The organism is Roseiflexus sp., from assembly GCF_057785375.1.
In genome coordinates, this window is record NZ_JBYNRX010000003.1 from 36,361 (window position 1) to 59,510 (window position 23,150).

The 23,150-nt window shown below is 62.0% G+C and carries 17 protein-coding genes and 1 tRNA gene; 5 read left to right on the plus strand and 13 right to left on the minus strand.

The window, feature by feature from the left end:
- Window positions 1-5 precede the first annotated feature (5 nt).
- From AC3EA7_RS00285 to AC3EA7_RS00305, 5 genes are all read right to left on the minus strand, one after another.
- Window positions 6-971, minus strand: coding sequence for an RCC1 domain-containing protein (locus AC3EA7_RS00285; RefSeq protein WP_488612017.1), 966 nt, complete (start codon window positions 969-971; stop codon window positions 6-8).
- Window positions 931-1,338 carry a hypothetical protein gene (locus AC3EA7_RS00290; RefSeq protein ID WP_488612018.1) on the minus strand — a complete coding sequence of 136 codons (408 nt, stop codon included), beginning with the start codon at window positions 1,336-1,338 and terminating at the stop codon, window positions 931-933. The genes AC3EA7_RS00285 and AC3EA7_RS00290 overlap by 41 nt, the downstream gene beginning before the upstream one ends.
- Before the next feature lie 262 nt (window positions 1,339-1,600).
- The gene (locus tag AC3EA7_RS00295) at window positions 1,601-2,905 is read right to left on the minus strand and encodes an STAS domain-containing protein (protein WP_488612019.1); all 1,305 of its coding nucleotides are present in this window, start codon (window positions 2,903-2,905) and stop codon (window positions 1,601-1,603) included.
- Between the two features lie 41 nt (window positions 2,906-2,946).
- On the minus strand, window positions 2,947-3,894 hold the full coding sequence (locus AC3EA7_RS00300) for an STAS domain-containing protein (protein WP_488612020.1): 948 nt from the start codon (window positions 3,892-3,894) through the stop codon (window positions 2,947-2,949).
- Complete coding sequence (locus AC3EA7_RS00305; RefSeq protein ID WP_488612021.1) at window positions 3,891-5,156, minus strand: HAMP domain-containing protein; 1,266 nt, start codon at window positions 5,154-5,156, stop codon at window positions 3,891-3,893. Before AC3EA7_RS00305 ends, AC3EA7_RS00300 begins: the two co-directional genes overlap by 4 nt.
- A gap of 864 nt (window positions 5,157-6,020) precedes the next feature.
- On the opposite strand from AC3EA7_RS00305, the gene AC3EA7_RS00310 reads away from it, so the two are divergent.
- On the plus strand, window positions 6,021-7,439 hold the full coding sequence (locus AC3EA7_RS00310) for an NAD(P)/FAD-dependent oxidoreductase (protein WP_488612022.1): 1,419 nt from the start codon (window positions 6,021-6,023) through the stop codon (window positions 7,437-7,439).
- A 113-nt stretch (window positions 7,440-7,552) separates the two neighbouring features.
- On the opposite strand, the gene AC3EA7_RS00315 is transcribed toward AC3EA7_RS00310, so the two are convergent.
- Window positions 7,553-8,971, minus strand: a complete 1,419-nt coding sequence (locus AC3EA7_RS00315) for a nuclease-related domain-containing protein (RefSeq protein WP_488612023.1) — start codon at window positions 8,969-8,971, stop codon at window positions 7,553-7,555.
- Window positions 8,972-9,180: 209 nt separating this feature from the next.
- Window positions 9,181-10,806 (minus strand): alpha-amylase family glycosyl hydrolase, encoded by a 1,626-nt coding sequence (locus AC3EA7_RS00320; protein WP_488612024.1) that lies wholly within the window; start codon window positions 10,804-10,806, stop codon window positions 9,181-9,183.
- 625 nt (window positions 10,807-11,431) lie between these two features.
- Here AC3EA7_RS00320 and AC3EA7_RS00325 point away from each other — a divergent pair.
- Window positions 11,432-13,441, plus strand: coding sequence for a hypothetical protein (locus tag AC3EA7_RS00325; RefSeq protein WP_488612025.1), 2,010 nt, complete (start codon window positions 11,432-11,434; stop codon window positions 13,439-13,441).
- A gap of 741 nt (window positions 13,442-14,182) precedes the next feature.
- Here the strand turns inward: AC3EA7_RS00325 and AC3EA7_RS00330 are convergent.
- Entirely contained in the window at window positions 14,183-16,879 is a 2,697-nt protein-coding gene (locus AC3EA7_RS00330) for a hypothetical protein (RefSeq protein WP_488612026.1), read from the minus strand.
- A 78-nt stretch (window positions 16,880-16,957) separates the two neighbouring features.
- On the opposite strand from AC3EA7_RS00330, the gene AC3EA7_RS00335 reads away from it, so the two are divergent.
- The 3 genes from AC3EA7_RS00335 (at window position 16,958) to AC3EA7_RS00345 (ending at window position 19,644) form a co-directional block, all read left to right on the plus strand.
- Complete coding sequence (locus AC3EA7_RS00335; protein ID WP_488612027.1) at window positions 16,958-17,122, plus strand: hypothetical protein; 165 nt, start codon at window positions 16,958-16,960, stop codon at window positions 17,120-17,122.
- Window positions 17,123-17,703: 581 nt separating this feature from the next.
- Window positions 17,704-18,555, plus strand: coding sequence for a BtpA/SgcQ family protein (locus tag AC3EA7_RS00340; protein WP_488612028.1), 852 nt, complete (start codon window positions 17,704-17,706; stop codon window positions 18,553-18,555).
- 360 nt (window positions 18,556-18,915) lie between these two features.
- Window positions 18,916-19,644 carry an SDR family oxidoreductase gene (locus tag AC3EA7_RS00345; RefSeq protein ID WP_488612029.1) on the plus strand — a complete coding sequence of 243 codons (729 nt, stop codon included), beginning with the start codon at window positions 18,916-18,918 and terminating at the stop codon, window positions 19,642-19,644.
- Here the strand turns inward: AC3EA7_RS00345 and moaC are convergent.
- The 5 genes from moaC to AC3EA7_RS00370 all read right to left on the minus strand — a co-directional run bounded on the left by moaC (window position 19,607) and on the right by AC3EA7_RS00370 (window position 22,816).
- Window positions 19,607-20,122: a cyclic pyranopterin monophosphate synthase MoaC gene (moaC, locus tag AC3EA7_RS00350; protein WP_488612030.1), complete on the minus strand. Its 516-nt coding sequence runs from the start codon at window positions 20,120-20,122 to the stop codon at window positions 19,607-19,609. The two genes, AC3EA7_RS00345 and moaC, sit on opposite strands and share 38 nt — an antisense overlap.
- Before the next feature lie 47 nt (window positions 20,123-20,169).
- A tRNA-Gly gene (locus AC3EA7_RS00355) sits at window positions 20,170-20,245 on the minus strand.
- A gap of 103 nt (window positions 20,246-20,348) precedes the next feature.
- Entirely contained in the window at window positions 20,349-21,341 is a 993-nt protein-coding gene (locus tag AC3EA7_RS00360; protein WP_488612031.1) for an MFS transporter, read from the minus strand.
- A gap of 20 nt (window positions 21,342-21,361) precedes the next feature.
- Entirely contained in the window at window positions 21,362-22,213 is an 852-nt protein-coding gene (locus AC3EA7_RS00365; protein ID WP_488612032.1) for an MFS transporter, read from the minus strand.
- A 135-nt stretch (window positions 22,214-22,348) separates the two neighbouring features.
- Window positions 22,349-22,816: a MarR family winged helix-turn-helix transcriptional regulator gene (locus AC3EA7_RS00370; protein ID WP_488612033.1), complete on the minus strand. Its 468-nt coding sequence runs from the start codon at window positions 22,814-22,816 to the stop codon at window positions 22,349-22,351.
- Window positions 22,817-23,150: the final 334 nt, after the last annotated feature.

Consider the following 23,150-nt stretch of genomic DNA (forward strand, 5'->3'; position numbering starts at 1 on the left):
ACGCCTCAACGTTGGACCAGGGGCAGGAAGATGGGCAACAGCGGAGGCTGCCCTGGTTCTACCGGGTAAGGGGGAATGCAATCATCGTTGACGGGGCAGGCGCTGTCATTCGGCATGGTCAGCACGCCAAGCGGATTACGCGGCACGGTTGTCTGACCAAAGATGTCTGCGCCCCAGCAACGCACCGTGCCGTCGGTGATCACAGCACAGGTATGGAAGTGTCCTGCACTGATCTCTCTGACCGCTTCCAGATCGCACGGTACTGTCGCCTGACCGAACATGTTCTCTCCCCAACAATGTACCACGCCGTCGGCGGTCAACGCGCAGGCGTGGTGCAATCCCACGCTCACCTGCGTGACGTTTTCCAGATCAGCGGGTGTTGTCGCTTCGCCAGATGCATCATTCCCCCAGCAGTGCAGTGTGCCGGCGGCGGTTACGGCGCAGGCATTGCTGACTGCTGCACTGACCTGGATGACGTTGGTGAGATCGGCGGGCACCATCGCCTGGCCAGAGAAGTTTGCCCCCCAGCAGCGCAAAGCGCCATCCACGGTTATGGCGCAGGTGAAGGAGCCTCCCGCACTGACCTGCGTCACGCTGCCCAGATCGGCAGGGACGGTCGCCTGGCCATAATCGTTCCCGTCCCCCCAGCAGCGGAGCGTTCCGTCGGCGGTCACGGCGCAGATGTGCGAGTCGCCCGCACTGACCTGCGTCACGCTGCCCAGGTCAGCGGGGATGGTCGCCTGGCCATACGCGTCATCCCCCCAGCAGCGGAGCGTGCCAGCGCTGGTTACGGCACAGGTGTGGAAGCCGCCCGCACTGACCTGTGCAACGCTGCCCACGTCAGCGGGGACGGTCGCCTGACCATCCTCGTCACTTCCCCAGCAACGGAGCGTGCCATCGGCGGTTATGGCACAGACGTGGTATTCGCCATCACTGACCTGCGTAACGCTGCCCAGATTCGGTTGGCACAATCGCCTGCCAATCGCGGTTTATTCCCCAGCACCATAGCGCGCCAGCGGCATTTATGGCGCAGGTGTAGCTTCCTCCGGCGCTGACCTGTACGACGTGGTACAAACCGTCCGGTATATCGGAGTTGGCGCCCCAACAGTAGAGTTGCCCGGCGCTATTGATGACGCATGTATGCTGGCCTCCTGCACTCACCTGCAGTTGGTGGGATTGGAGGGCGTTGGTCATGTCCACTGGCGACGTACTCGTCGGCTGGAGCAGCCTCGGAACGTACATAAACGAAGCGAACGGCGAGATGGTCGATACGCTGCCGACGAGCAGGATAACTAGCGCGAGAAGCACGGTGAGGAGGAGGATAGTGCGCCCAACCATGGTTCCTCGCTTTCACTGGAGCGCCTGGCATCAGTATCTCGCGCACACTGGACACCCTCACCTCAACTGTGAAAGGCTCTGCTGTCACCATCCTATCAAGAATCCGGCCAACTGGGGTTAAGCTTTCGCAATCATTGTTGCAGCGGCCAAGCCGTTCAACGTGAGGGCTTGCCCAAAAAAACACACGTGTGAGCGACCAGCAGAGGGGCGAAACGCGCCGTAGCGCCGTTGCCTTGCAACGGCGCTACGGCGCACAACACATCTATGACGCACCAATCTTGTCGATGCCAGCCAGGCCTTCTTGCAGGGTTGCGGCCGTCCGCACTTCTTTGAAATCGGCGCCGAGCGATACGAGCGTCTGGGCGACTTCCGGGCGAATGCCGACCAGCGTCATCGTGGCGCCGAGCAGGCGCACGGCTGCCGCCAGTTGCAGCAGCGCCTGCGCCACCAGCGTATCCATAACGGCGACGCCCGTCACATCGATGAAGAGCCGCCGCGCCCGCGTCTGCTCGATGCGTTTGAGGGCCGCTCCGATCAATGCGCTTGCCCGTGGCGTCGACAGCACGCCGATCAGCGGGAGGATCAGAGTATCATTGCGCACGGGAATAATCGGAAACGAGAGATCGTTGATAGTCTGGTTGAGCCGCTGCTGTTCCGCCAGACTTGCGGCGAGCGCCTGCGCCTGAGCAGCCTGCGCGGCGAGCGCCTGCTCGAGCGCAGCGGTGCGTTCGGCGATGCGCTGCTCCAGCTGGCTATTGGTTTCCTCCAGCGTCTGCCGGGCGGCAGCAAGCTCGTCTGCGCGGTGTGCCGCCTCCCGCAGCGCACTATTCAGGCTGCGCGTATAGAGCGACGTGAGACCGGCATACGTGCTGAGCAAGATGCTGTAGAGCGCTGCCGTTCCCCAATCGAGCGGCGTGGCAAGAATGCCGGCAACGGAAAGCGCCGTGATAGCGGATGGCAAGATCAGGGCTATCAGCAATCCGAACCACCAGGTAACAGTAAAACTCCCAACCAGAATGATCAGGTCGTAGACCAGCGGCGCGCCCACTGTTCCAGGACCTCTGACCAGATCGCTTAACGCGACCTGCTGCAAGATGAGATTGGCTGTCAGCAGAATTGCCGCGAGGCTCACGAGACTGCGGCGGCTCAACCAGAAGACCTGCACCAGACAGACCGCCAGCACCACATAGTATGGGAGCGATGTGAGCGGATCCGGCTCGAGCAACACCGTTGCCATTCCCGGGAAGAGCAGAATTGCGCTGATGAGCATGATGAAGCGCCCTTGCCGTTGCTGTGATGGTGTAGCAACGCGCCAGGGTTGTCGCCAGGCGATCCATCCGCCGAGCGCCATCACCTGGATAGCACGCACGATGAATGCCCAATCGGCCAGTTGCACGGGCATTGTTTGCACCAGTAGATTGGGAAGATACCTGCTGAGAAACACCAGTCCAGCAAGAATACCGGCGACTCCCCACATGATCGTGCGCCGGTACGCATCCCTCGGCGCTGCCAATCGGACGGTGAATAGATCCGTGAGCCGGTATGATAACCCGCACAACAGGGACATAGATCAGTGCCTCCTGGACAAACCTGAACACTGCGCTCTGATTATCTGGCACGCTCCATCAACGCCTCCTGCGGCGAACGGACAACGTGAATGTTCTCCAACGCCACTCCCAGATGGGTCAGGGTCATGGCCACGGTCGCCGAGATGCCGGTAAGCGTCACCTGGCAGCCGAGCAGATTCAGCGCCCGCGCGGTCTGAATGAGCGCCTGCGCCACCTGCGTATCGACCGCCGTCACACCGCTGATATCAAGGATGACTCGTTGCGCACGTTGGGCGCTGACGTCTTTGAGCAGGCGCGCGGTCAGCGCCTGCGCGCGACGGGTGTCGATTGCACCGACGATCGGCGCCAGCAGAACCCCTTCCGAAAGCGAAATGGTTGGCGTCTCCAGTGCCGAGACGAGTTCGAGGAGGCGTTGCTGTTCGGCGTTGCGCTGCGCCAGTTCTTCCGCCTGCGCCGCAAGGTCGCGTTCGCGCTGCTCGGCGCGCGCGCGCGCCTCTTCCGCTTCACGCTTTGCCGCTTCCAGACGCTGCACATTGTCGATTGCCAGTCGGCTGAAGACCATGCCGCCGATAATCAACAGGAATGTTGCCAGTTCAAAAGGGTTGACGTAGGGACCGCCGTCCGCGCGGATGGCAAAAACAGTCAGGAGCGCCAGCGCACTACCGACAATCCAGACCGGATCGGTCAGCACCAGCGCCAGCGCCGGGATGACATAGATGACATGGTTGAAGTGAGACGCGAGAAACTGATCACTCGTACCGAAGACGATCACCAGAGTGAGAAAGACAATGAGCAGCGGACGAGCAGGCTCCCAACCGCGCCAATAGGCGAACCACAAACTGCCGCTGATCCCCAGACCTGCGAGGATTGAGAGGATCGTAGCCTGGTCTACCTCCAAAAAGAACGAGATCAGCAGCGCGACGGCAGTCATGCTATTGAGCAATCCAAACGTCCCATGGTTAATCTGTTGTTGCGTCAGGCGGATCACGCGCGTCCTCCGTTTCGACTCAATCCACTTTGCAGGTCACGGCAAGTACGAATATGACTCTGATTGATGCCCAGCCCGACGATGGACTGTGCCACTTCGGGGCGCACGCCGATCAGCGTCACCTCTGCGCCAAGGAGTCGCGCCGCCTGCACGACGCGGATCAACCCCTGCGCGACATGACTGTCTACAATCGGCACGCCAGTAATGTCGAGCAGCAGGCGTCGGGCGCGGGTCGCCGCGAGCCGTTCCAGCGTCTGCTCCTGCACCTGGAGCAACCGGGCGCTGTCGAGCGCGCCGACCAGCGGCATCACCAGCGTATCGTGGCTGACCGGCAGCACAGGGAGGCTGAGTTCACGAATGGCTTCTTGCTGGCGCTGAATGACCGCCAGTTGTTCGAGCGCCTGTTGATGCGCCGCGTCGAGTGCATCGCGCGCCTGTTTGATCTCCTGATAGTGCGCCTCGAGATCGCCGGTTTGCTGCCGGATCGTCGCCGCCATGCGGCTGAACGTCTGTTGCAGGGCGCCGATTTCATCATTGCTCGTGACCGGCAATTCACCTTCCAGACGCCCTTCTGCGAGACTGCCCGCAGCATTTGTAAGTGATCGCAGAGGGCGAACAATATGTCGCTCGATCAGCCATAGCACACCTGCGGTCAACGCGACCATGGCAGCCAGAGCGAGCGCAATGCCGCCGAAGGTGAGCGCGACATCATCGGCTATATACTGCCGGGCAACGTTGCGTATGTCTGCAAAATGTGCATTTGCGTGCTCTGTAAACGACTCGCGCTGCTCTTCGATCGTCTCGATCTCTGCGTAGATCGCTTCGCGCTGTTCGTCGGTCAGCCCCTCCAGGTCGACCGGCAGCCGGCCGTGAAGGCGCTGCGCTGCATTCAGAATCGCCACTGCCTCCTGTGCGATCAGACCGTCGTGTTGAGCGGCATTATCGAGGACATCGCGATACACGGCTTCAGATCCGCGCAATCTTGCCACCGTCTCCTCCAACTTCTGCAGGAATTCGGCGCTCTCCTCATACTCTCCGGGATCGCCGGTTTGCACATATGAAACTGCTTCGGTCAGGATTTGCTGAAGGGTGAGACTGACTTCTCCGACAGTCTGCACATCCTCTACAATTGACTGATTCACATCGTTGGCGATTTTCTGAATTTCAATCACGGTGAATGTCAGATCGGTCGCCAGGATGCTCAGAATAACGAGATACGCGACTGCAATCATGGCAGTTTTGCGGGTCAGACTCCACGACACGTTTGTTTCCTCCTGAGAGCGTACAGGGCTGATTGACGAAAATGCGCCTGCGACTCGACAACAACGCAGGTTCTTTGTGTTCTTTCTCAGATCATGGTCGCATACACGCGACTTGTTGTGAGTATATAGAACGAATATCACCAGGGTATTACCAACCGTTCAGGGATACACGCTGCTCCTGGGAACACATGTAACACCAGGAGCGCAGGCAGCGCGCCCGCCCCCACAGCACGCGGGCAGCGGCGGGACACGCGGGCGGCGCGCCCGCCCTCACAGCACGCGGGCGGCGCCCTGGAGGTGCGGGCATCTGACTGAACGTGCGGGCGACGTGGGGAGCGGACATTACGCGCCGGCGAGGTTTTGGGGCAGTGAGCGCGGGCATGCAGTCCAGGCAGGCGACGCCTGTCAGGGACGTTGTGTTTCCTGTTACAATGACAGCGCCGCTGCTGGAGAAGCGCGTTTGACAGGAAGAAACCCTTACCTTGCGCTCTGGATTCAGATGTCGCGTTCTACTTATACGAATGCGCGGTCATTTGGACAATAATGGTCTTTGAGAACACAATCCGGTATCGCCCGGTGCAGCCCGCGCAGGTGGGCCTGGCGCCTGTAGCCCACGGCTTCGGCCGCCGGACGGACGAGTGGATAGCGGAATACGTATACAAAAACCATTCTTGCCGGGGCGTGCAGCAGAGCGCAGGGGCGCTGCGGGCTAAAGCCCTCGCTGAGGACATGAAAGCCCCGTTGGGGCTGCTTGCCAATACGCAGTCTGCGTCCACGACATGCCTGCCGGTGCGCGTTGACCGTTGCGCTTTGCACAACGAACGCTCGAACATCGTGTCTGACTGAACGCCACTTGGTATCACTATGGCTTCAACCCGACGATCATTCACAACACGCCTTTTAGAAGGCGCTGCTGCGCTTACTGCCAGAACCTGGCCCCTGGCGGCGCGGTTGCTGCCAGAACGCCTGGAGTTCGACGATACGCCGTCGCTCTGGCACGCCGGAACACCGGACTATCAGCCACGTCCGCCGCTCAGAGGCGCCATCAGCGCCGATCTGGCGATCATTGGCGGTGGCTTCACCGGCGTCAGTACGGCATATCATATTGTGCATCGTTTTCCACAGCGTCGCATTATCCTGCTCGAAGCGACATCGCTGGCGAATGGCGCCAGTGGACGCAACGGCAGTCTGGCGCTCAACTGGATCAATGGCATCGACACCAGCGATCCCGATCTGACGCGCAAGGTCTACGACCTGACCAGCGCCGGGCTGGTCGCCATCCGCACCGTGATCGAGCGCCACTACCTGCCAGTGGAACACCGCTTCGATGGCACACTGACGGTGCATACCAGCCCGGAGCGCGCCGAGGCGGCGCACGCCGAAGCCGAATATCTTCAAGCATTGGGGATTCCGGTGCGCTTCCTGCACGCCGGTGAACTACGTTCACAGTTCGATGCGTGTGGCGTCTACGGCGCAACGCTCGAACCAGAGACGGGGCAGATCAACGGCGCACAGTTCGTGCGCGGATTGCGTCCCATTCTAGAAGAGCGCGGTGTTGCGATCTATGAGCAGACGCCGGTGCTGCGCATTCAGACCGGTCGTATCATTCGGCTCACAACGCCGCAGGGAGAGGTATGCGCGTCAGCGGTCGTGCTGGCAACCAATGGGTACACCGGTAAGCTGGGGTTGTTCCGCGATGCGCTGTTTCCGCTTCATTCGAGCGTTTTCGCCACTGCACCGTTGACCCCGGAGCAACAACAGCGTCTGGGCTGGCGGGCATTCGCCGGGTTCGCTGACGACCTGGATCGCATTTCGTATGGTGCGCTGACGCGCACGGGGCATCTGGTGTTCGGCGGCGGCAGCAATCAGGCATACGCCTACCTGTTCAACAATCGCACCCGCCTGCCCCCGGAAAGTGCGCTTGCCCGGAAGTCACAGGCGGCAATTGCGCAGACGCTGGCGGGGTATTTTCCCTCCGCCGCAACCCTGCCGATCGCTTGCCGCTGGAGCGGAGTGCTGGGCATTACGCTGAACCGCCAGCCGCTGTGGGGACGGTGGGGCGAGTACCGGAACGTCTATTACGCGCTGGGGTACTCCGGTCATGGCGTCACGCTCGCCAATCTGGCCGGCGAGTTCATTGCCGACCTGTATGGCGGGGACGATAGTCGCTGGCGCTGGTTGCCGTTCTATGAAGGGCGCTACCCGCCGATACCGCCAGAGCCGTTCCGCTGGTTGGGGTATCAGGCGTTCACCCGGCTCACCGGACGCTCGCCGAGGGTGTGAGCGACGGTCATTGCGAGGCGCTTCTGTGCCGGGTGTTTGAACACACCCTGTCCGGCGGCAGCGAACATCGTGATCGGCGTCGCTTCGCTCGCAATCACACCGAACAACGGGATCTATCCTGCGCCAGGCGTGGGAACAAGCCAGGTCGTTTCGCCGAAGGGAAGATTCTTCAGAACAACCACCAGTGTCGAAGCGTTCAGATTGACCGGACGATCAATAATGGCGCTGCCCCGCACCCGTTCGCCCGAGCGGGCGCGCAGTTCACGCGGTTGTGAAAGGTCATCCGTCACCAGATAGCGCGTGCCGACCGAGTCGCGCACTTCGATATTCTCGGCAGTCAGCGGCATTGCGACACTCTCATCGCTCAAATTGTTGCGCAGACTCCATTTGAGCGTGATCCTGCCATTGCAGAACTCGACTTCCTCGAGCGTCACCACGACATCGGGCGTCAACCCCGGAGCGTTGCCGCCGACACCGACATTTTCCCACCTGCCATTCATCATACGGCGCCCCACCGGTTGAAAGCCGCTCCAGACGCAGGAACTGACCGACGAGATCGCTCCGGCGTCGGCGCCGCCGGCTGGCAGGCTGGTTGAAACCACCATGCTCTGCGCCGGTTGATCGGGACGAGGCAGCGACCGCCCCTGACCGAACAGAATGCCCAGAAGAACGACAATGATCAGGCTCGACGCCAGTGCGATGCGTCCTGTCCAGGATTGCCACAGACGCAGGAGACTCTGTGAGAATGGCGTGGGTGTGGGCGGCGCTTGCGGCTTTGGAGCAGCATCGGCTGCTCCCGAAGGTTCACCCGCGGTTGGCGCAGTGGTTGGTGCGGTCATCGATCCTGATGGCGCCGTGATCGCGAGCTGCTTTTGCGGAACGTCGCGCTCCATCACGACCGGCGATTCGTCGAGGCGCGGAAGGACGCCAGCCAGCAGCGTGTTGATCTCTGTCCAGCGGGTCAGATGGAGAAGTTCCGGGATGCGCAGCATCTCCTCATCGGTCAGGTCAATCTCGCTTGACCGCTCAGTCACCAGGTAGGCGGGCAATTCATCAAGCCCCTTCAGATCGACCTTCCAGTCGGTTTCGACGCGCGAACCTTCCTGAAGCGTTGGTGCGATGACCACGAGACGCCGGCAGGTGCGAAAATCGACGGTCTTCGCCTTCTGGGGCGATAACAGTTCGGCACGGTGGTCGTTGAGAAAATTGACCAGATTGTAGTAGTAGGAGATGACCTGGTTGTAAGGGTTCTTCCGACCGGGGTTCAACCGCTTGCGCTCGCCGTTGGAGCCTTCAACAAACCAGGGACCGTTGACATCGCCGAAGACCTTGCCATCACAATGCTTCAGTTCGATAATGAAGACCCCGTCCTGCTTGACGATGACCAGGTCGATGCTGCGCCCGCCAACCGTGAAATCGGCCAGGATCAGATACAGGCCGTCGAGACGATCAAGCCCACTCGCCAGCGCCATAATTGCGCGACGTTCGTTGGCATGCTCTGGTTTTTCTCCAATCCAGACCTGAACTGCCACCCGGAATCTCCTCTAGCGCCTGAACGCACGCGGCGCACGGCGCCGCGCGCGTGATGCTTCGTTGCGTCTCGTATCAAGGGAAGTGGCGTCATTCGTCCGAGGACCGCGAGATCGGGGCGGGGTCGGGCGTGAACAGGGACCAAACCTTCCTGTTTTATTATCGCGCATGTTGCTGTTGGATGCAATAAGCGAACGTGATCATGCGGTGATCATTTTGCAAGCGCAACGATCACGCCTTCGTCGGCGCGCAATTCGAGTTCGCCATGCACGGCGCTGCCGCCACGATCAAGGTGAGTCGAGAGTGCGATGGTCCCTTCGCCGATACCGGCAAGGTTCACACGGGCAGGCTGCGAGGCGAAGTTGAGGGCAACCAGGAACTGGCAGCCATTCGCTTCACGCACAAATGCAAGCACCGACTGGCGTGCTGCGTCATCACCTTTGACGTTGACCCCCTGGTACGAACCGACCGATAGCGCCGGTTCGGAACGGCGCAGCGCCAGCAAACGACGGTAGAGCGACAGCATCGAATGCGGCGCGTTGCGCTGCGCCGCCACGTTGCGCTGGCGGTAATCGTCGGCAAGGGGCAGCCACGGCTGAACTTTGCTGAACCCGGCGTATTCGCCGGCATCCCACTGCATTGGCGTGCGTTGCGGGTCGCGCCCATGCCCTTCGCCAGGCACATTTTTCTCGAACGGATCCTGGACGCGATCCGGCGGGATTGGCACATTGTGCATGCCAATCTCATCGCCGTAGTAAATCGTCGGTGTGCCGCGCAATGTCAGAAGCAACATAGCGGCGACACGCGCCTGCGCTTCGCCGATCCGGCTGGCGATCCGCGGCTGGTCGTGGTTCCCCAACACCCAGTTGGGCCAGCCATGCGGCGGGAGCAGCGCTTCATAGGCGGCAATCGTCTGTGCAATGATGTGCGCGTCCCATGGCAACAACACCAGCGCAAAATTGAATGGGAGGTGCGCTTCGGGCGCTTCAGACGTGCCGTAGTAACGCATCAGGCGGTCATATGGCAGATAGATCTCGCCGACCATCATCCGCTCAGGGTATGCGTCGAGCACCCGACGCATCATGGCGACAATCTGGTGAACTGCTGGCTGATCGGCGGACCAGGTTTCGAGCAGGCGCATGTGCGGCATCATGCCGGGTTTCCAGTCGGGATTGGGCGGATTGTCGCGGAACTGTTCGTCCTTGATCATCAGCCACATGACGTCAACGCGAAACCCATCAACGCCACGATCGAGCCAGAAGCGCATGGCATCGAGCATCGCCGCCTGCACCTGCGGATTGCGCCAGTTCAAATCGGGCTGTTCTTTGAGGAAGAGATGCAGGTAATACTGCCCGGTGGCAGGGTCGTATTCCCAGGCCGATCCGCCAAAATACGACAGCCAGTTGTTCGGCGGGCCGCCATCGGGCGCCGGATCGCGCCAGATGTACCAGTCGCGCCTGGGGTTGTCGCGCGAACTGCGCGATTCGATGAACCAGGGGTGCTGATCCGACGTGTGGTTGGGTACGAAGTCGAGGATGACTCTCAGATTGCGCCGGTGCGCATCGGCAATGAGCGCATCGAAGTCGGCGAGTGTGCCGAACAACGGGTGAATATCGCAGTAATCGGCGACATCGTAGCCAAAATCAGCCATGGGCGACGGGAAGATCGGTGAAAGCCAGATGGCATCGATTCCCAGATCAACCAGATAATCGAGGCGCGAGCGAATGCCGCGCAGATCGCCGACACCATCGCCATTGCTGTCCTGAAAGGAACGGGGGTAAATCTGGTAGATCACACCACGCTGCCACCAGAGATGCCCGGTCGGTTGCGTCGTCATGTCCGACCTCCATTTCACCTGAAGCGAGAAGGAGCGTGATACGCCGGTATGGGCGCTCTGTCATGGAACGACCCGGCGCCATTATACCGCGTAACGCTCCCGCTGTTCATGGGTAACTGTTGGGTCCAGGCATCATTTGTCAGGAGCCACGGCGTTGCTGGCAAACGGCGCCCGCGCTGAGCGCACGAAGCCCCGCTGACGCGGGGCTGGCTCAGGACCTGCGTCCACGCCGGGGCGAGGGCGCGGCAGCGCCCTTCGTGCGATCAGCCCGACGGTTTAGCGTCGGGCGCCGCGTCGGGCGGCACGGCAGGCGCCGCCTGACAAATCATGCCTGCACTCGTAACTGTTTACCCTCTTCCTGGGAGCGCAGGCGTTCTATGCGGCGCCCCGGGGCGGCGGGACGCCGTGCGTTGGCGCTTGCTGAGGCCATTCCGCCGCCGCTTCTCCTTTTCGGGGGCTGCCCCCACCCCCCGTTTTGGGCGACTGGCGGCATCGTTGACCCCAACTGTGAACCGTTATATTCATAGCGCGTTTGCGTGTCGCAGATGGAGCGCTTTGCTGCTATACTCACCCATGCCGGAGAAAGCGCGCCGGCGCACTGAACGCTGGAAAAGGGAGGAAAGTCGTGCCTGATCTTCCTATTCGCCGTATGCTCATGTACCGACACGGCGTTGGCTACTTCGAGCGCCGCGGGACGGTCGCCGGCGCCGAACTGCACCTGATGTTCCCACGCGACGCTATGGACGATATTCTGAAAAGCCTGATCGTCCTCGATTTGAGCGAGGGTCAGGTGCTGGGCATCGATATCGAAACGCCGGAGGATCGCGCAAAACAAATCGAGCGTGGCTCCATCCACCTTTCCGATACGCGCAGTCTGCTCGATCTGCTGCGCGATCTGCGCGGGCGCGGGGTGCGCCTGTGGATCGAGGCGGAGCGCCGCCACGAGCCTGCCGCCGAGGAGGTTCTCGAAGGCGCCGTCATCGGCGTCGATCTGGATGAAAAGGAACCGCTCGACAAACCGCTGCTCTCGCTCTACCTGGCGGAACAGCGCGAAGTGCGCATCGTGCCAGTGCGACGCATCGCGCACCTGGCGATCCTGGACGACCGCGCGGCTGCCGATATGACCTACTTCCTGCGCACGGCGCAGAGCGAAGAAGACCGGCGCGCTGCCATCGTGCGCCTGTCGGAAGGCGACCATGAGATATTGGTGGGATATATCGCCCCTGCCCCCTCCTGGCGCGTCAGCTATCGCCTGCTGGCGGAGCCGAAACCCGATGGCAGCGACTCCGCCAATGGCGACAGGCGTGATATGGGTGCGCAGATAGCGGTTCTGCTTCAGGGGTGGGGCCTGTTCGACAATCAACTCGATGAAGACCTCGAGAATGTCGAATTGACCCTGGTTGCCGGTATGCCGGTGTCGTTCCGCTATCGCCTGTACGAACCCCACACGCCGGAACGCCCGCTGGTGCAGGACGATCTGCGCACGGTGGCGGCGCCGGTTGAGTTTCGAGCCAAACGGGCGATGCCGCCGCTGCCCGGTGCACCTGCCCCCTTTTCACTCGAAGCCATGAGCATACCGGAGTCTGAACCGGAGTCGCTGGCAGCAGCAGCGCCAGCATTCAACATGGAGAGTCTCGAACGTTCGACCGAAGCGGCGAGCACCGGTGAAGAGCGTGGCGCGCTGTTCCAGTACCGCGTGGCGCATCCGGTCAGTGTGGCGCGCGGCCGCTCCGCTATGGTTCCGATTGTGAGCCGACGTCTCGATGGACGCAAGGAATTGCTCTACAACGGTCGCAAACTGCCCGGTCATCCGGTTGCAAGCCTGCGTATGCTGAACGAAACCGGCTTGACGCTCGAACGCGGACCGGTGACAGTCGTTGAGCAAGGCGATTATGCCGGTGAAGCTGTGCTCCCCTTTACCCGCGCCGGGGCGGAAATGATCGTCGCGTATGCCGTCGAACTTGGAGTGACGATCACGGAGGAGCGCCATTCACAGCGTACCATGGCGGGGTTGAGCATCTCCAAAGAGTATGCGGTCTTCGAGGAATGGGATGTCCGTCAGAGGCGCTACCGCATCACCAGCACTCTGCCTGATGCTGTGACTATCGTGATCGAACAGGAGCGACTGGCGGGCTACGACCTGTTCGACACGCCGGCGCCGGACGAAGAGGCGCACAATGTCGCGCGCTGGTCCGTGCGCTGTCCGCCTGGCGTCGAGACGGTCTTCACGGTCAGCGAGCGGCGCAAGACCTCACGCTACGAGGAGGTGCGCAAACTCGATATGCACCGGCTTCAGGCGTTTCTGCACGACCGCTACCTCGATCAAGCGACCTACCAGGCGCTCGAACACATTCTGTCGCTCTACGAGCAGATCGCCGCGCGCCGGACGACGCTTCAGGAGATCGAACAAGAGCAGCAGAAAATCCTGGCGCGCCAGCAGCAGATCCAGGCAAACCTGGGACCGCTCGGGCGCGAGGGGAGCGAACTGGCGCTGCGCGAACGGTATGTCGCGCTGCTCAATCAACTCGAAGATCGCCTGAACGACCTGCTTTCCCGTGAGCAGGAAACCCGCGCCGCCATCGACCGGTTAGAGCAGGAAGCAGCACAGGCGCTTGCGGCGCTGTCGAAGCCGTAATTTTGACAGGAGTTACGCGGTCACTCGCGGACGCGCCGCGTGACGGCTCTTTTTGCCTGCGGCAGCGTGGCGCTACGGGGATACAAAACGCACCGCCGCGTAAGTCCTGCGATTTTGAAAGGGATTGGGTCGAGCCTGCGCAGGCGGGCTTCGCCCCCGTAGCCCGCGGCGTACAGAGTTTGAGCGCATCATCCGTTATCGCCCCGTGAAGCCCGCGCAGGCGGGCTTTGCAACAGGAGCCCGCGACTTATTAGTCAGTAAACGACGTTTTCTTACTTTTTTGGCTCTGAGCGCAACGAAGGGCATCGTGCATCAGGACACGGCGGATTCTTCGCCACACGCAACCGATGAATCACCGGAAGGGCGCCGGCATAATGGGTCAGGACACGACGCTCCGGCGGCCAGCGATTGACATCGCCCCTGACGGGCCTGCGGCCGCCCGTCCGCCTGCGCGGACGGGAACGGCGGCGTCCACGCAGGTGGACGCCCGGCGGAACGCCTGCCCGGCGCGACTTCAGTCGCCAGCCCAGGCGCAGCGCCACAGAGATGCGCTTGCTTGCCGCCTGACCATGCATGCCTGGACCCTCACCGGAAAACGTACTTTACAGACTACTTATGATTTTTGAGAAAATAATCTGGTATTGCATCGTTCAGCCCGCGCAGGCGGGCTTCGCTTTTCGTAGCCCGCGACTTCGGTCGCCGGGCGAGTAGGCGGATAGCGGAATAATGATTCACAAACCATCAGCCGCCGGGCAGGGAGTCCAGGGAAAAGGTCTCGTCCAATAACCGCTGCGCCGCGTCGCTATTGCCATACGCCAGAAAGAGCGGCGTTTCGCCGTCCGGGAGGAGCGGCGGCTTCAGTTCGCGCGCCGCAGGACCAGGCGCCGCTAGCGCCGCCTGGCGCTCCTCGCCGGACGCATCCGGCGGCAGGATCAGCAGCACGTCGCCGGTGACCGTCGCCGACAGCCGGGCGCCGTCGAAGACGCCAACTGTGAGGTCGCTCGTCAGAAAGCGCACCGTATCCTGCTCGATCAACCGTCGATCAAGAAAAACCTGAACAGCGCGCAGGCGCGGATCGTTCGCTTTTGCTGCCATTCGTGCAACTCGCCCTGCCGCCGTCTCCGTCTGATCAAACTCGTTGTAGACTGCCGGATTGCGCGGCATAGCGATGAAGTAGAGCCAGACATTGAACGCCAGACTCGCCATTAGCATTCCCGCGACGACTGCTGGCGCAAGGCGTTGCCACCGTTGCCCCCCGGCGCTTTTCGTCTCTCTGATGAGTGTATCGAGCGCCATGCCCGCCAGCATGCAGGATGGAGCGAGAGCGCCAAGGGATCGCATAGCATGGGGCGCATTCGTGCTAAAGACGCCTGGAATAAGCGCCAGCGCCAGCCAGAGCAACAGCGGAAACGCCCGTGATCGCCAGCCCGCAACTGCCAGCCCGACGCCGATCGCGAAACACGTTCCGGCGAGCGGGTCGAGCATCGGCGCGCCCGGAGCGTGGTGACGCCCGTTGGGATCGCCGGCGACATGCCACATGCCCAGATAGCGCATGATGTTGTCCAGCACCAGCGCGGCGGTGCGTTTTTCGAGGTTCTGTGCATTGCTGATCGCAACTGCTCCGGTGCGGCGGTTGTACCCCTCGAAATCGCCGGCAATGAACGCAAGGAGCGGCAGCAGGACAATGATCCCTGCAATCGCCGCTGCCCCGAGCGCAGGCAACGCCCGCCGCCACGCGCCCATATCACGCCCGAGACGCAGCACCGTCAGCGCTGCAAACACCAGCGGCGCCAGGCGCCCGGTATGGTAGGCATATGCCGCCAGCGCCGCCAGCGCACCCGCCAGCGCCATTCCGGCGACAGCGCGCCAGCGCACGGGGTGCTCCAGCGCACGCCACATGACCCCGATGGCGGTCAATTCGAGCAGATGGTCGAGCGTCGCAGGAAATGCCCAGCGGCTCATACTCAGTCCCCAGGATGCCCAGGCGAGGAACGCTGCGCCGTAGAGCGCAGCCCGCGCTCCAAGGATCGGACGCACCGCCCACCAGAGCGCCAACGGCATGAATGCGCCTGCCAGCGCACTGACCAGTCGCACCGCACCGACGCCTGGCCCCGTCATTGCCAGCACCGGCGCCATCAGGTAGAACAACAGCGCCGGCAGGTCTGCGCCAGCCACCACGTAGACCGGTCGGAAAGCAGGGTCATTCCAGATGCGTAGCGCCAGCAAACCATGGCGCGCCTCGTCGCGCCACATGCCGGATGGCAGGTCGTCGAGGCGATAGACGCGCAGAACGAGCGCCACGACGGTGATGACCGCCAGCGCCAGCATTTCGGCGTGTCGTGTTGGCGATGCGTTGAGCCTGTCGAAACGCTGCTGAGCGCTCTCGATCGTCAACCCTGATTGCGGAAGCAGCGCAGCAGCCATCAGAGTCACAGTCGCAATAAGCCCGATCATTCCGAATACCGGCGGCACTCCCAGACGCAACGCCACAACCAATAGCAGCGCAACAGCGACGCCACACCATGTAACAGACAGCCTGATAGGACACAAAGACACACGAGCACGCGCCAGCAGCGGATACGCCGGTCTCCAGGCGACAGCCAGCGCCAGCGGCAGCGCAGGCCACCAGGGCCAGCCGAGCGTCGGCAGAACGTAGCCGGCTGCCACCGGAAACGCGGCTGCAACGCCGATAAGCAGCGCCAGCGCCACAACGCAGCCCCAGCGCAGCAGCGTTTCGGCAGATGTGCGATGCGGTATGCGCCGGCGGTGCGCTGAGCCTGTCGAAGCGACGAGCAGCAACCAGCCCAACAGAGGAAAGGATGCGAGAAAGAGTGCGCGCACCGGCGGCGGCAACCAGGCGGACCCGGCAACCGGCAGTGCCGCGAACTCCGACAGCGCCACGCCCAGATCACGACCATCGCCGGACGGACGGTAGGCGGCAGTACGCAGCAACAGCGGCGTATCACCCGCCGGATCGGTCGGCGTAAGCAGGTAGTAGCGCCGCCACCCGGAAGTAACCACAAAGACGCCAGCGGAACGACCACGCATGCTGATCGATAACTCCGGGGAGTCGGCAGAGTCGCGTGGTGCAGCCAGACGCATCATCACCCGCGCCGGTCGTCCGTCGAAGCCAAAGAGGAACAACGCCGCCTCCGGGCGCGACCAGCGAAAGACGTCGGTCAGATTGCGCTCGACATCGTAGAAGCCGGCCAGCGTGCGACGCGCCTCCGGGTCTTCAACCGATAGACGCTGATCCGGCCAAGCCAGGCGCGTGCCGAGGAGCAGCGGCAGAGTCGCCAGCAACAGCAGAAGGATGCTGCCATCGAGTGCAACAGGCGAGGCGATACGAATCGATTGAAGGCGATGCCAGCGCACGTTCCAGATTTCCGTCAGCAGATGCCCCAGCGACGCGCCATCATACCCGAGGGTGGAACGCACTGCAAGTTATGATTGACAGAATAGAACACATGTGCTATACTCAATACAGCAACAAACTGACATTCAGGAGGGAAGAGCATGTACCAGAAAGAAATCGTCTACGACCGCGACACTCACGACTATGCCATGTATCTGGATGGCGAACTCGTCGGTTTTGCGCGAACATACCACGAGGCGGAAGTCACCCTCGACCAGTTGATCTTCGAACTGATCAGCGGCGAGTACTTCCGCGAGGCGGCATAGGACCCGCTCGGCGGCGCATTTCCTCATGTCTGCGCTGTGTTATCGATTGACTCCTGACCGGCACGCGCTGCATCAGAACGCCGTTCACGCGCGCGGGCATAACGCGGCGTTTTGCCGCCTCCCAGTTTGCCCCGGAACGTCATTCCACGCGCGCGGGCATACATCCCGCGCAAAGCCCACGCGCGCGGGCATACATGCCCGCGCTGAGCTCACAAAGCCCCGCTGGCGCGGGGGTGACCGCATTTATTTCTGCGCATTTGCTCCTACGCGCCACGAAGCCCCGCTGGCGCGGGGCTGACCGCAGCGCTCCGCCAGAGGTGGCGGGCGTATCCCACCAAGCCCCGCTGGTGCGGGGCTGGCGACGAGCATCCGCTCGCTCCGTGGCAAGCGGGCGGAGGCGTCCTTTCCAACCCGCGACGGCGGGCGGCGCGTTCCATACCCCGCGACTTCAGTCACCGGGCGGGCAGGCGCATAACGGCATATTGATTCAAACTCCATCATCGTGGGATTGACATCCCTCTCTCCGCCTGCTATCATTGCCGCGTTCGTAAAAAGCCCTTTACCTATACCCGGCATGCCTGATGGCTCCTCCCTGGAAGCAGCATCTCGATGCGCTGCGGATCGCCGATCTCAGCGCGATATTTCGCACACCAAAACCGGTCATCGGCATGGTCCACCTCTGGCCCTTGCCGGGTGCGCCAGGGTATACCGGGTATGGGATGCAGGCGATCATCGATCAGGCAGTCGCCGATGCCCACGCGCTCGCCGAAGGCGGTGTCGATGGTCTGATTGTCGAGAACATGTGGGACATTCCATTCCGCGCCGGTCCGCACGTGCAGCCGGAGAGCATCGCCGCCCATGCCGTCGCAGCGCACGCTGTTCGCCGGGCGATCGATCTGCCGCTGGGGATCAACCTGGTGCACAACGGCGGGGTTGCGTTGCTGGGAGTCGCCCTGGCAGCCGGCGCCAGTTTCATTCGGGTCTGCATGTTCACCGGTGCAGGAGTGTGGGACGCGGGCGCCTGGGATGAGGGGTGCGCCGCCGATCTGATGCGCCGGCGCAAGGAATTGCACGCCGAACATATCAAGATCTTCGCTGATGTCGATAAGAAACACTCGGTGCGCTTCCCCGGCATCGACCTGGCGACCCATATCGAATGGACGCGCTTCTTCGGCGCGGATGCGCTGATCGTCTCCGGGCGCATGACCGGCGATGCGCCTGATCTGGAGAAGGTGCGTCAGGCAAAAGCGCTTTGCGGTGATCGTCCGCTCCTGATCGGCAGCGGCGCCGATGAGCGGAACATTGGCGCCTTTATGGACGTGGCGGATGGTGTGATTGTCGGGTCGAGCATTAAACAGGACGGTCGCATCGAAAACCCGGTGGACGCCGAACGAGTGCGACGGTTTGTCGCCGCAGCACGTGCGCGTATGTAAATAAGGACCGCTCTGCCGACGGCAAAAAGGAGCCGCCACGCGGCTTGCCCGTGAGGCGACTGCGTAACTCCCGTTACTGATACTCATGCGCGGTTATTCGTACCATACTGACGGAGCGCGCAGCGGGACGCCGGGGCGCTGCGGGCGAAAGCCCTCGCTGAGGACGCGGCTCGACTGCGCTCACTGCACGCGGTTCGACTGCGCTCACCGCAAGTGAAAGCCCCGCTGGGGCTGCTGATGCCAGGGCGCGGTCAACGTCTACGACTGCCGCTGCGCGTTGACCGGTGCGCCGTGCGAATCGGGCGCGCGAACATCTTGTCTGACTGACCGCACGTTAGTATGACGACAGAGATGCACACTATGAGTCTTCACGACAAAACGGCGCTGGTGACCGGCGGGGCGCGACGATTGGGGCGGGCAATTGCCCTGGCGCTCGGTCGCGCGGGCATGCGCGTTGCGATTCATTACCATGCGTCAGCATCGGCGGCTGAGCAGGTCCTGGCGGAATTGCGCGCAACTGGCGCTTCCGCTATCGCCATTCCTGGCGACCTGAGCCGCAGCGCTGACTGTGAACGTGTCGTAGATGAAGCGCTGGCACAGTGGGGGGGCCTCGATTTACTGGTCAACAACGCGGGCATCTGGGGACCGACGCCGGTTGGGAGTGTGACCGAAGAGCAGTGGGACGAGTTGCTCCACACCAATCTGCGCAGCATGTTCTTCGTCGCCCAACGTGCCGTCGATGCCCTGCGCGCGTCACGCGGCTCAATCGTCAACATTGCGGATGTTGGCGTCGAGCGTCCCTGGCGCAACCACACGCCCTATCTGGTCAGCAAAGGCGGGGTTATTGCCCTGACGAGGGCGCTGGCGAAAGACCTGGCGCCCGAGGTGCGGGTCAACGCCGTGGCGCCGGGTCCGGTGCTCCTCCCCGACGACTGGAGCGCCGAACATCAGGAACAGGTCGCACGAACGACGCTGCTGCGGCGCGTCGGCAGCCCGGACGACATTGCGGGCTCCGTGCTCTACCTGGCGCAGGCCGGGTATGTGACCGGCGTTACGCTGCCGGTGGATGGGGGGTATCTCCTGCACTGATCGCTTCACTGACGATCTCGCCGCTGCGTCCGCCGCTCTTGCGCACCAGGCGGATAGCGCCGATCTGCATCTCGCGGTCGATGGCTTTACACATATCGTAGATTGTCAACGCTGCAACGCTCACGGCGGTGAGCGCCTCCATCTCGACGCCGGTTTTGCCAATGGTGCGCACGGTCGCTTCGATCTGCACAGTTGAGGTTGCTGCATCGAGGCGCACATCCACCGCCACGTGCGTCAGCAGCAGCGGATGGCAGAGCGGGATCAGGTCAGGAGCGCGTTTGGCGGCCATGATGCCGGCAATCCGCGCTGCGGCGAGTACATCGCCCTTGGGCATATCGCCAGCCGCCAGGCGCTGCAACGTTTCGAGGCGCATACGCACCTCGCCGCGCGCCACCGCCTCGCGCAGCGTCTCGTCCTTCGCGCCGACATCGACCATGCGCGCTTTGCCGGATTCGTCGAGGTGGGTCAGATCGCTCATCGTTCAGAGGTGCTGAAATGGAAAAGCCGCTCTTTCGAACGGCTTTTTGGAGCGGGAGACGGGATTCGAACCCGCGACCTATACCTTGGCAAGGTATCGCTCTACCGACTGAGCCACTCCCGCGTTAGCAGGAGTGATTATAGCATATGGAATAGGAAATTGCAAATGGGTTGTTAAGATAAAGCGGAGGAGTGCGGCATCGCCTGCTCCTCCGCTGCCTGTCGTCCTACTCGATCATCGGCGCTATGCTCTGGCTATAACTGCGTTGCAACGGCAGTTCGGGAATGAACAGGGACAGCATCAACCCGATGACGGCCAGCCAGATCGCGTACCGGTAGATCGTTGTAACGCTGGCTGTGAACGCATCCTTCAGCGCAGCGCCAATCTGCTCGCCAAGCGATCGTCCGCTGGCGCGGGCTTCCTGTTCAGCCTTGTCGAGCTGACTCAGCGCCTGCGTCAGCGCCTGTTCACGCACCGTCGCTGGCAATGCCTCGATCCTGTCCAACATTGCCTTCTGCTGATCCAGCAGTTGCGGATCGGCTTGCAGGGCGGCAATCGCAGCCGGATCAGCGTCGCGCAATGCTCGCGTGATCAAATCACGACGGTTTGCGAACTGCCCCGCAATCGCCTGATCGATCTGCACCGCAGGATCGATTGCCGCGCCGCTTGCCCCCTCGCCTGCACCCATGCCGTTGCGCAACGCGCTGCTGTCGAAGCGCGCCGCCAGGGCAGGCGGCAATTGAGCCTGAATTGGCGCCAGATCAGCGCTCAAGGTCGTGGTCAACACACCGGTGAGCAGCGCACCGAAAACGGCTGACCCCGCCACCTGCCCGATCTGCTGGAAGAACTGGCGGCTGGACGTCGCCGCTCCCAGATCGGTGCGCGGTACCGCGTTCTGCATCGCCAGATTGAGAATCGGCAGCGCCGGTCCAAGCCCCAACCCCAACGTGATCATCCGCAGACGCACCATCCAGATCGAGGTGTCGGGGGTAAGAGTTGTCAGCCACCAGAGCGACGCAACGATGATCGCCATGCCGCTGACAATCACCCACTTGTAACGACCGGTGCGCTGCACGATCTGCGACGAGACCATCGCCCCGACGACCATACTCAGCGTAAGCGGGATGAGCGTCGTTCCAGCAGCGGTTGCGCTCACCCCCAGCACATTGACCAGATAGAGGGAAAGAAAGAAGATCGCAGCGAACAGCGTTGCGCCCACCGTCACGCCAATCAGGGCAATCAGGGTAAAGGTGGGATACGGAAGAGGTACAGCGGCAGGATCGGCGACTCGGCACGTCGTTCGATCCCCAGAAAGAGGATTAAACCAACCGCGCTGATAGCGAACAAGCTCAGAATCAGCGGCGACGTCCACGGGTGATCATTCTTGTCAAGCGTCAGCGCAAGCAAAAAGGGAATCACGGTGAGCAGCAGCGTCGCTGCGCCAGCATAGTCGATCACCGGCTTGAGTCCGCTGTGCAGGCGCGGCAGTTTAGCGACAATAAAGCTCAGCGCCACTACGCCAAGCGGCAGATTCACAAAGAAGACCCAGTGCCAGCTCAGGTTGTCGGTGAGCAAACCGCCAATAAACGGACCTACCACGCTCGACAGACCAAACACTGCGCCGAACAATCCCAGATAGCGCGCCCGTTCCAGCGGCGCAAACAGATCGGCCGGGATGGCAAATGCGATCGAGGTCAGCGCCGCTGCGCCAAAGCCTTGCAAGCCGCGGAAGAACACCAGTTGGGTCATATCGCCAGCCAGCCCGCAGAGCAACGAGCCAAGCAGGAAAACGACAATCCCAAACAGCAAGACATATTTGCGTCCGTACATGTCCGAGATCTTGCCGTAAATCGGCACCATTGCCGTGGAAGCGAGCAGATAACTGGTCGATACCCAGCCGATCATCTCAATGCCGTGGAGATCAGCCACAATGCGCGGCAGAGCAGTCGAGACAATCGTCTGATCCAGCGCCGCGAGGAAGAGTCCAAGCAATACGCCGATCAGAATCAGCAGTTTGCTGCGCTGATCGAGCGTCGCTGCATAATCGATTCGGGTTGTGGCTGCAAGAGCCGGAGAAGTTGTCGTTGCCATACGGTTGTGATACTCCTGTGTGTCGATGATCCGTCATTTCTTGACAGCACGCTTCCATAGCGCCATCGATGAACAACGGCGCTGAACGTCGGCTGGCGGATTGCCCTGCCAGCCTGGTATTCCGAAACCATGCGCTCAGGATGGGGTGGCCAGACTCCACTCGCGACATGCGGCGCTGAGCGCCTCCCCCAGTTGCGCCAGCACGTCGGGCGGCAGGCGTTGGAGATGGCGACTGGCTTCGTTCAGCCGGATCTGGCGCGCTTCGGCAACCAGCGCCGCGCCAGCGGCAGTGAGCGAAATCAGCTTCTGTCGCCGGTCGTGCGGCGCTTCGCTGCGCTCAACCAGTCCGTCCTGCACCAACTGGTCGATGATCTGGCTGGTGGTGGCTAATGCCAGATTGAGATGCTCACTCAACGACGAGATAGTCGTCGTGTGGCGGCGATGAATGTACATGAGCGAAACCAGCCGCGGCATCGAAAGACTGGTGCGCTGAAGAAATTGCAAGAGCGCCTCCATGCTCTGCCCCATGAGCTCGCTTTGCACGAGATTGAACAGTTCAGCCACGCGCTCTGGAGTGTAGGGCGGATCGTGTTGGTGATACATTCGATACTCCAAATAGTTTGATAAATCAAACTATTTGGAGTATACAACTATCCATGGCGACTGTCAAGGGGCAACAACAGCACGGGTGCAGGCATGATTTGTCAGGAAACGACGCTTCGGCTGCCAGCGATTGAAATCGCTCCTGGGGAGCCTGCGGCCGACCGTCCGCGCAGGTGGACGGGAACGGCGGCGTCCACGCGCGGTGAGCATGCCGAACCGCGCAGGTGGACGCCCGGCGGAACGCCTGCCCAGCGCGACTTCAGTCGCCAGCCAGGGCGCATCGCCTCGGGAAGGTGCGTGCTTGCCGCCTGACAATGCATGCCTGCACCCCAAC

Bases quoted from the DNA above. Each gene is read 5' to 3' on its own strand.
- AC3EA7_RS00365 (WP_488612032.1), bottom strand. From the start codon at position 22,213: ATGGCAACGACAACTTCTCCGGCTCTTGCAGCCACAACCCGAATCGAT.
- moaC (WP_488612030.1), bottom strand. From the start codon at position 20,122: ATGAGCGATCTGACCCACCTCGACGAATCCGGCAAAGCGCGCATGGTC.
- AC3EA7_RS00340 (WP_488612028.1), top strand. From the start codon at position 17,704: ATGGCTCCTCCCTGGAAGCAGCATCTCGATGCGCTGCGGATCGCCGAT.
- AC3EA7_RS00370 (WP_488612033.1), bottom strand. From the start codon at position 22,816: ATGTATCACCAACACGATCCGCCCTACACTCCAGAGCGCGTGGCTGAA.
- AC3EA7_RS00345 (WP_488612029.1), top strand. From the start codon at position 18,916: ATGAGTCTTCACGACAAAACGGCGCTGGTGACCGGCGGGGCGCGACGA.
- AC3EA7_RS00320 (WP_488612024.1), bottom strand. From the start codon at position 10,806: ATGACGACGCAACCGACCGGGCATCTCTGGTGGCAGCGTGGTGTGATC.
- AC3EA7_RS00290 (WP_488612018.1), bottom strand. From the start codon at position 1,338: ATGGTTGGGCGCACTATCCTCCTCCTCACCGTGCTTCTCGCGCTAGTT.
- AC3EA7_RS00310 (WP_488612022.1), top strand. From the start codon at position 6,021: ATGGCTTCAACCCGACGATCATTCACAACACGCCTTTTAGAAGGCGCT.
- AC3EA7_RS00295 (WP_488612019.1), bottom strand. From the start codon at position 2,905: ATGTCCCTGTTGTGCGGGTTATCATACCGGCTCACGGATCTATTCACC.
- AC3EA7_RS00335 (WP_488612027.1), top strand. From the start codon at position 16,958: ATGTACCAGAAAGAAATCGTCTACGACCGCGACACTCACGACTATGCC.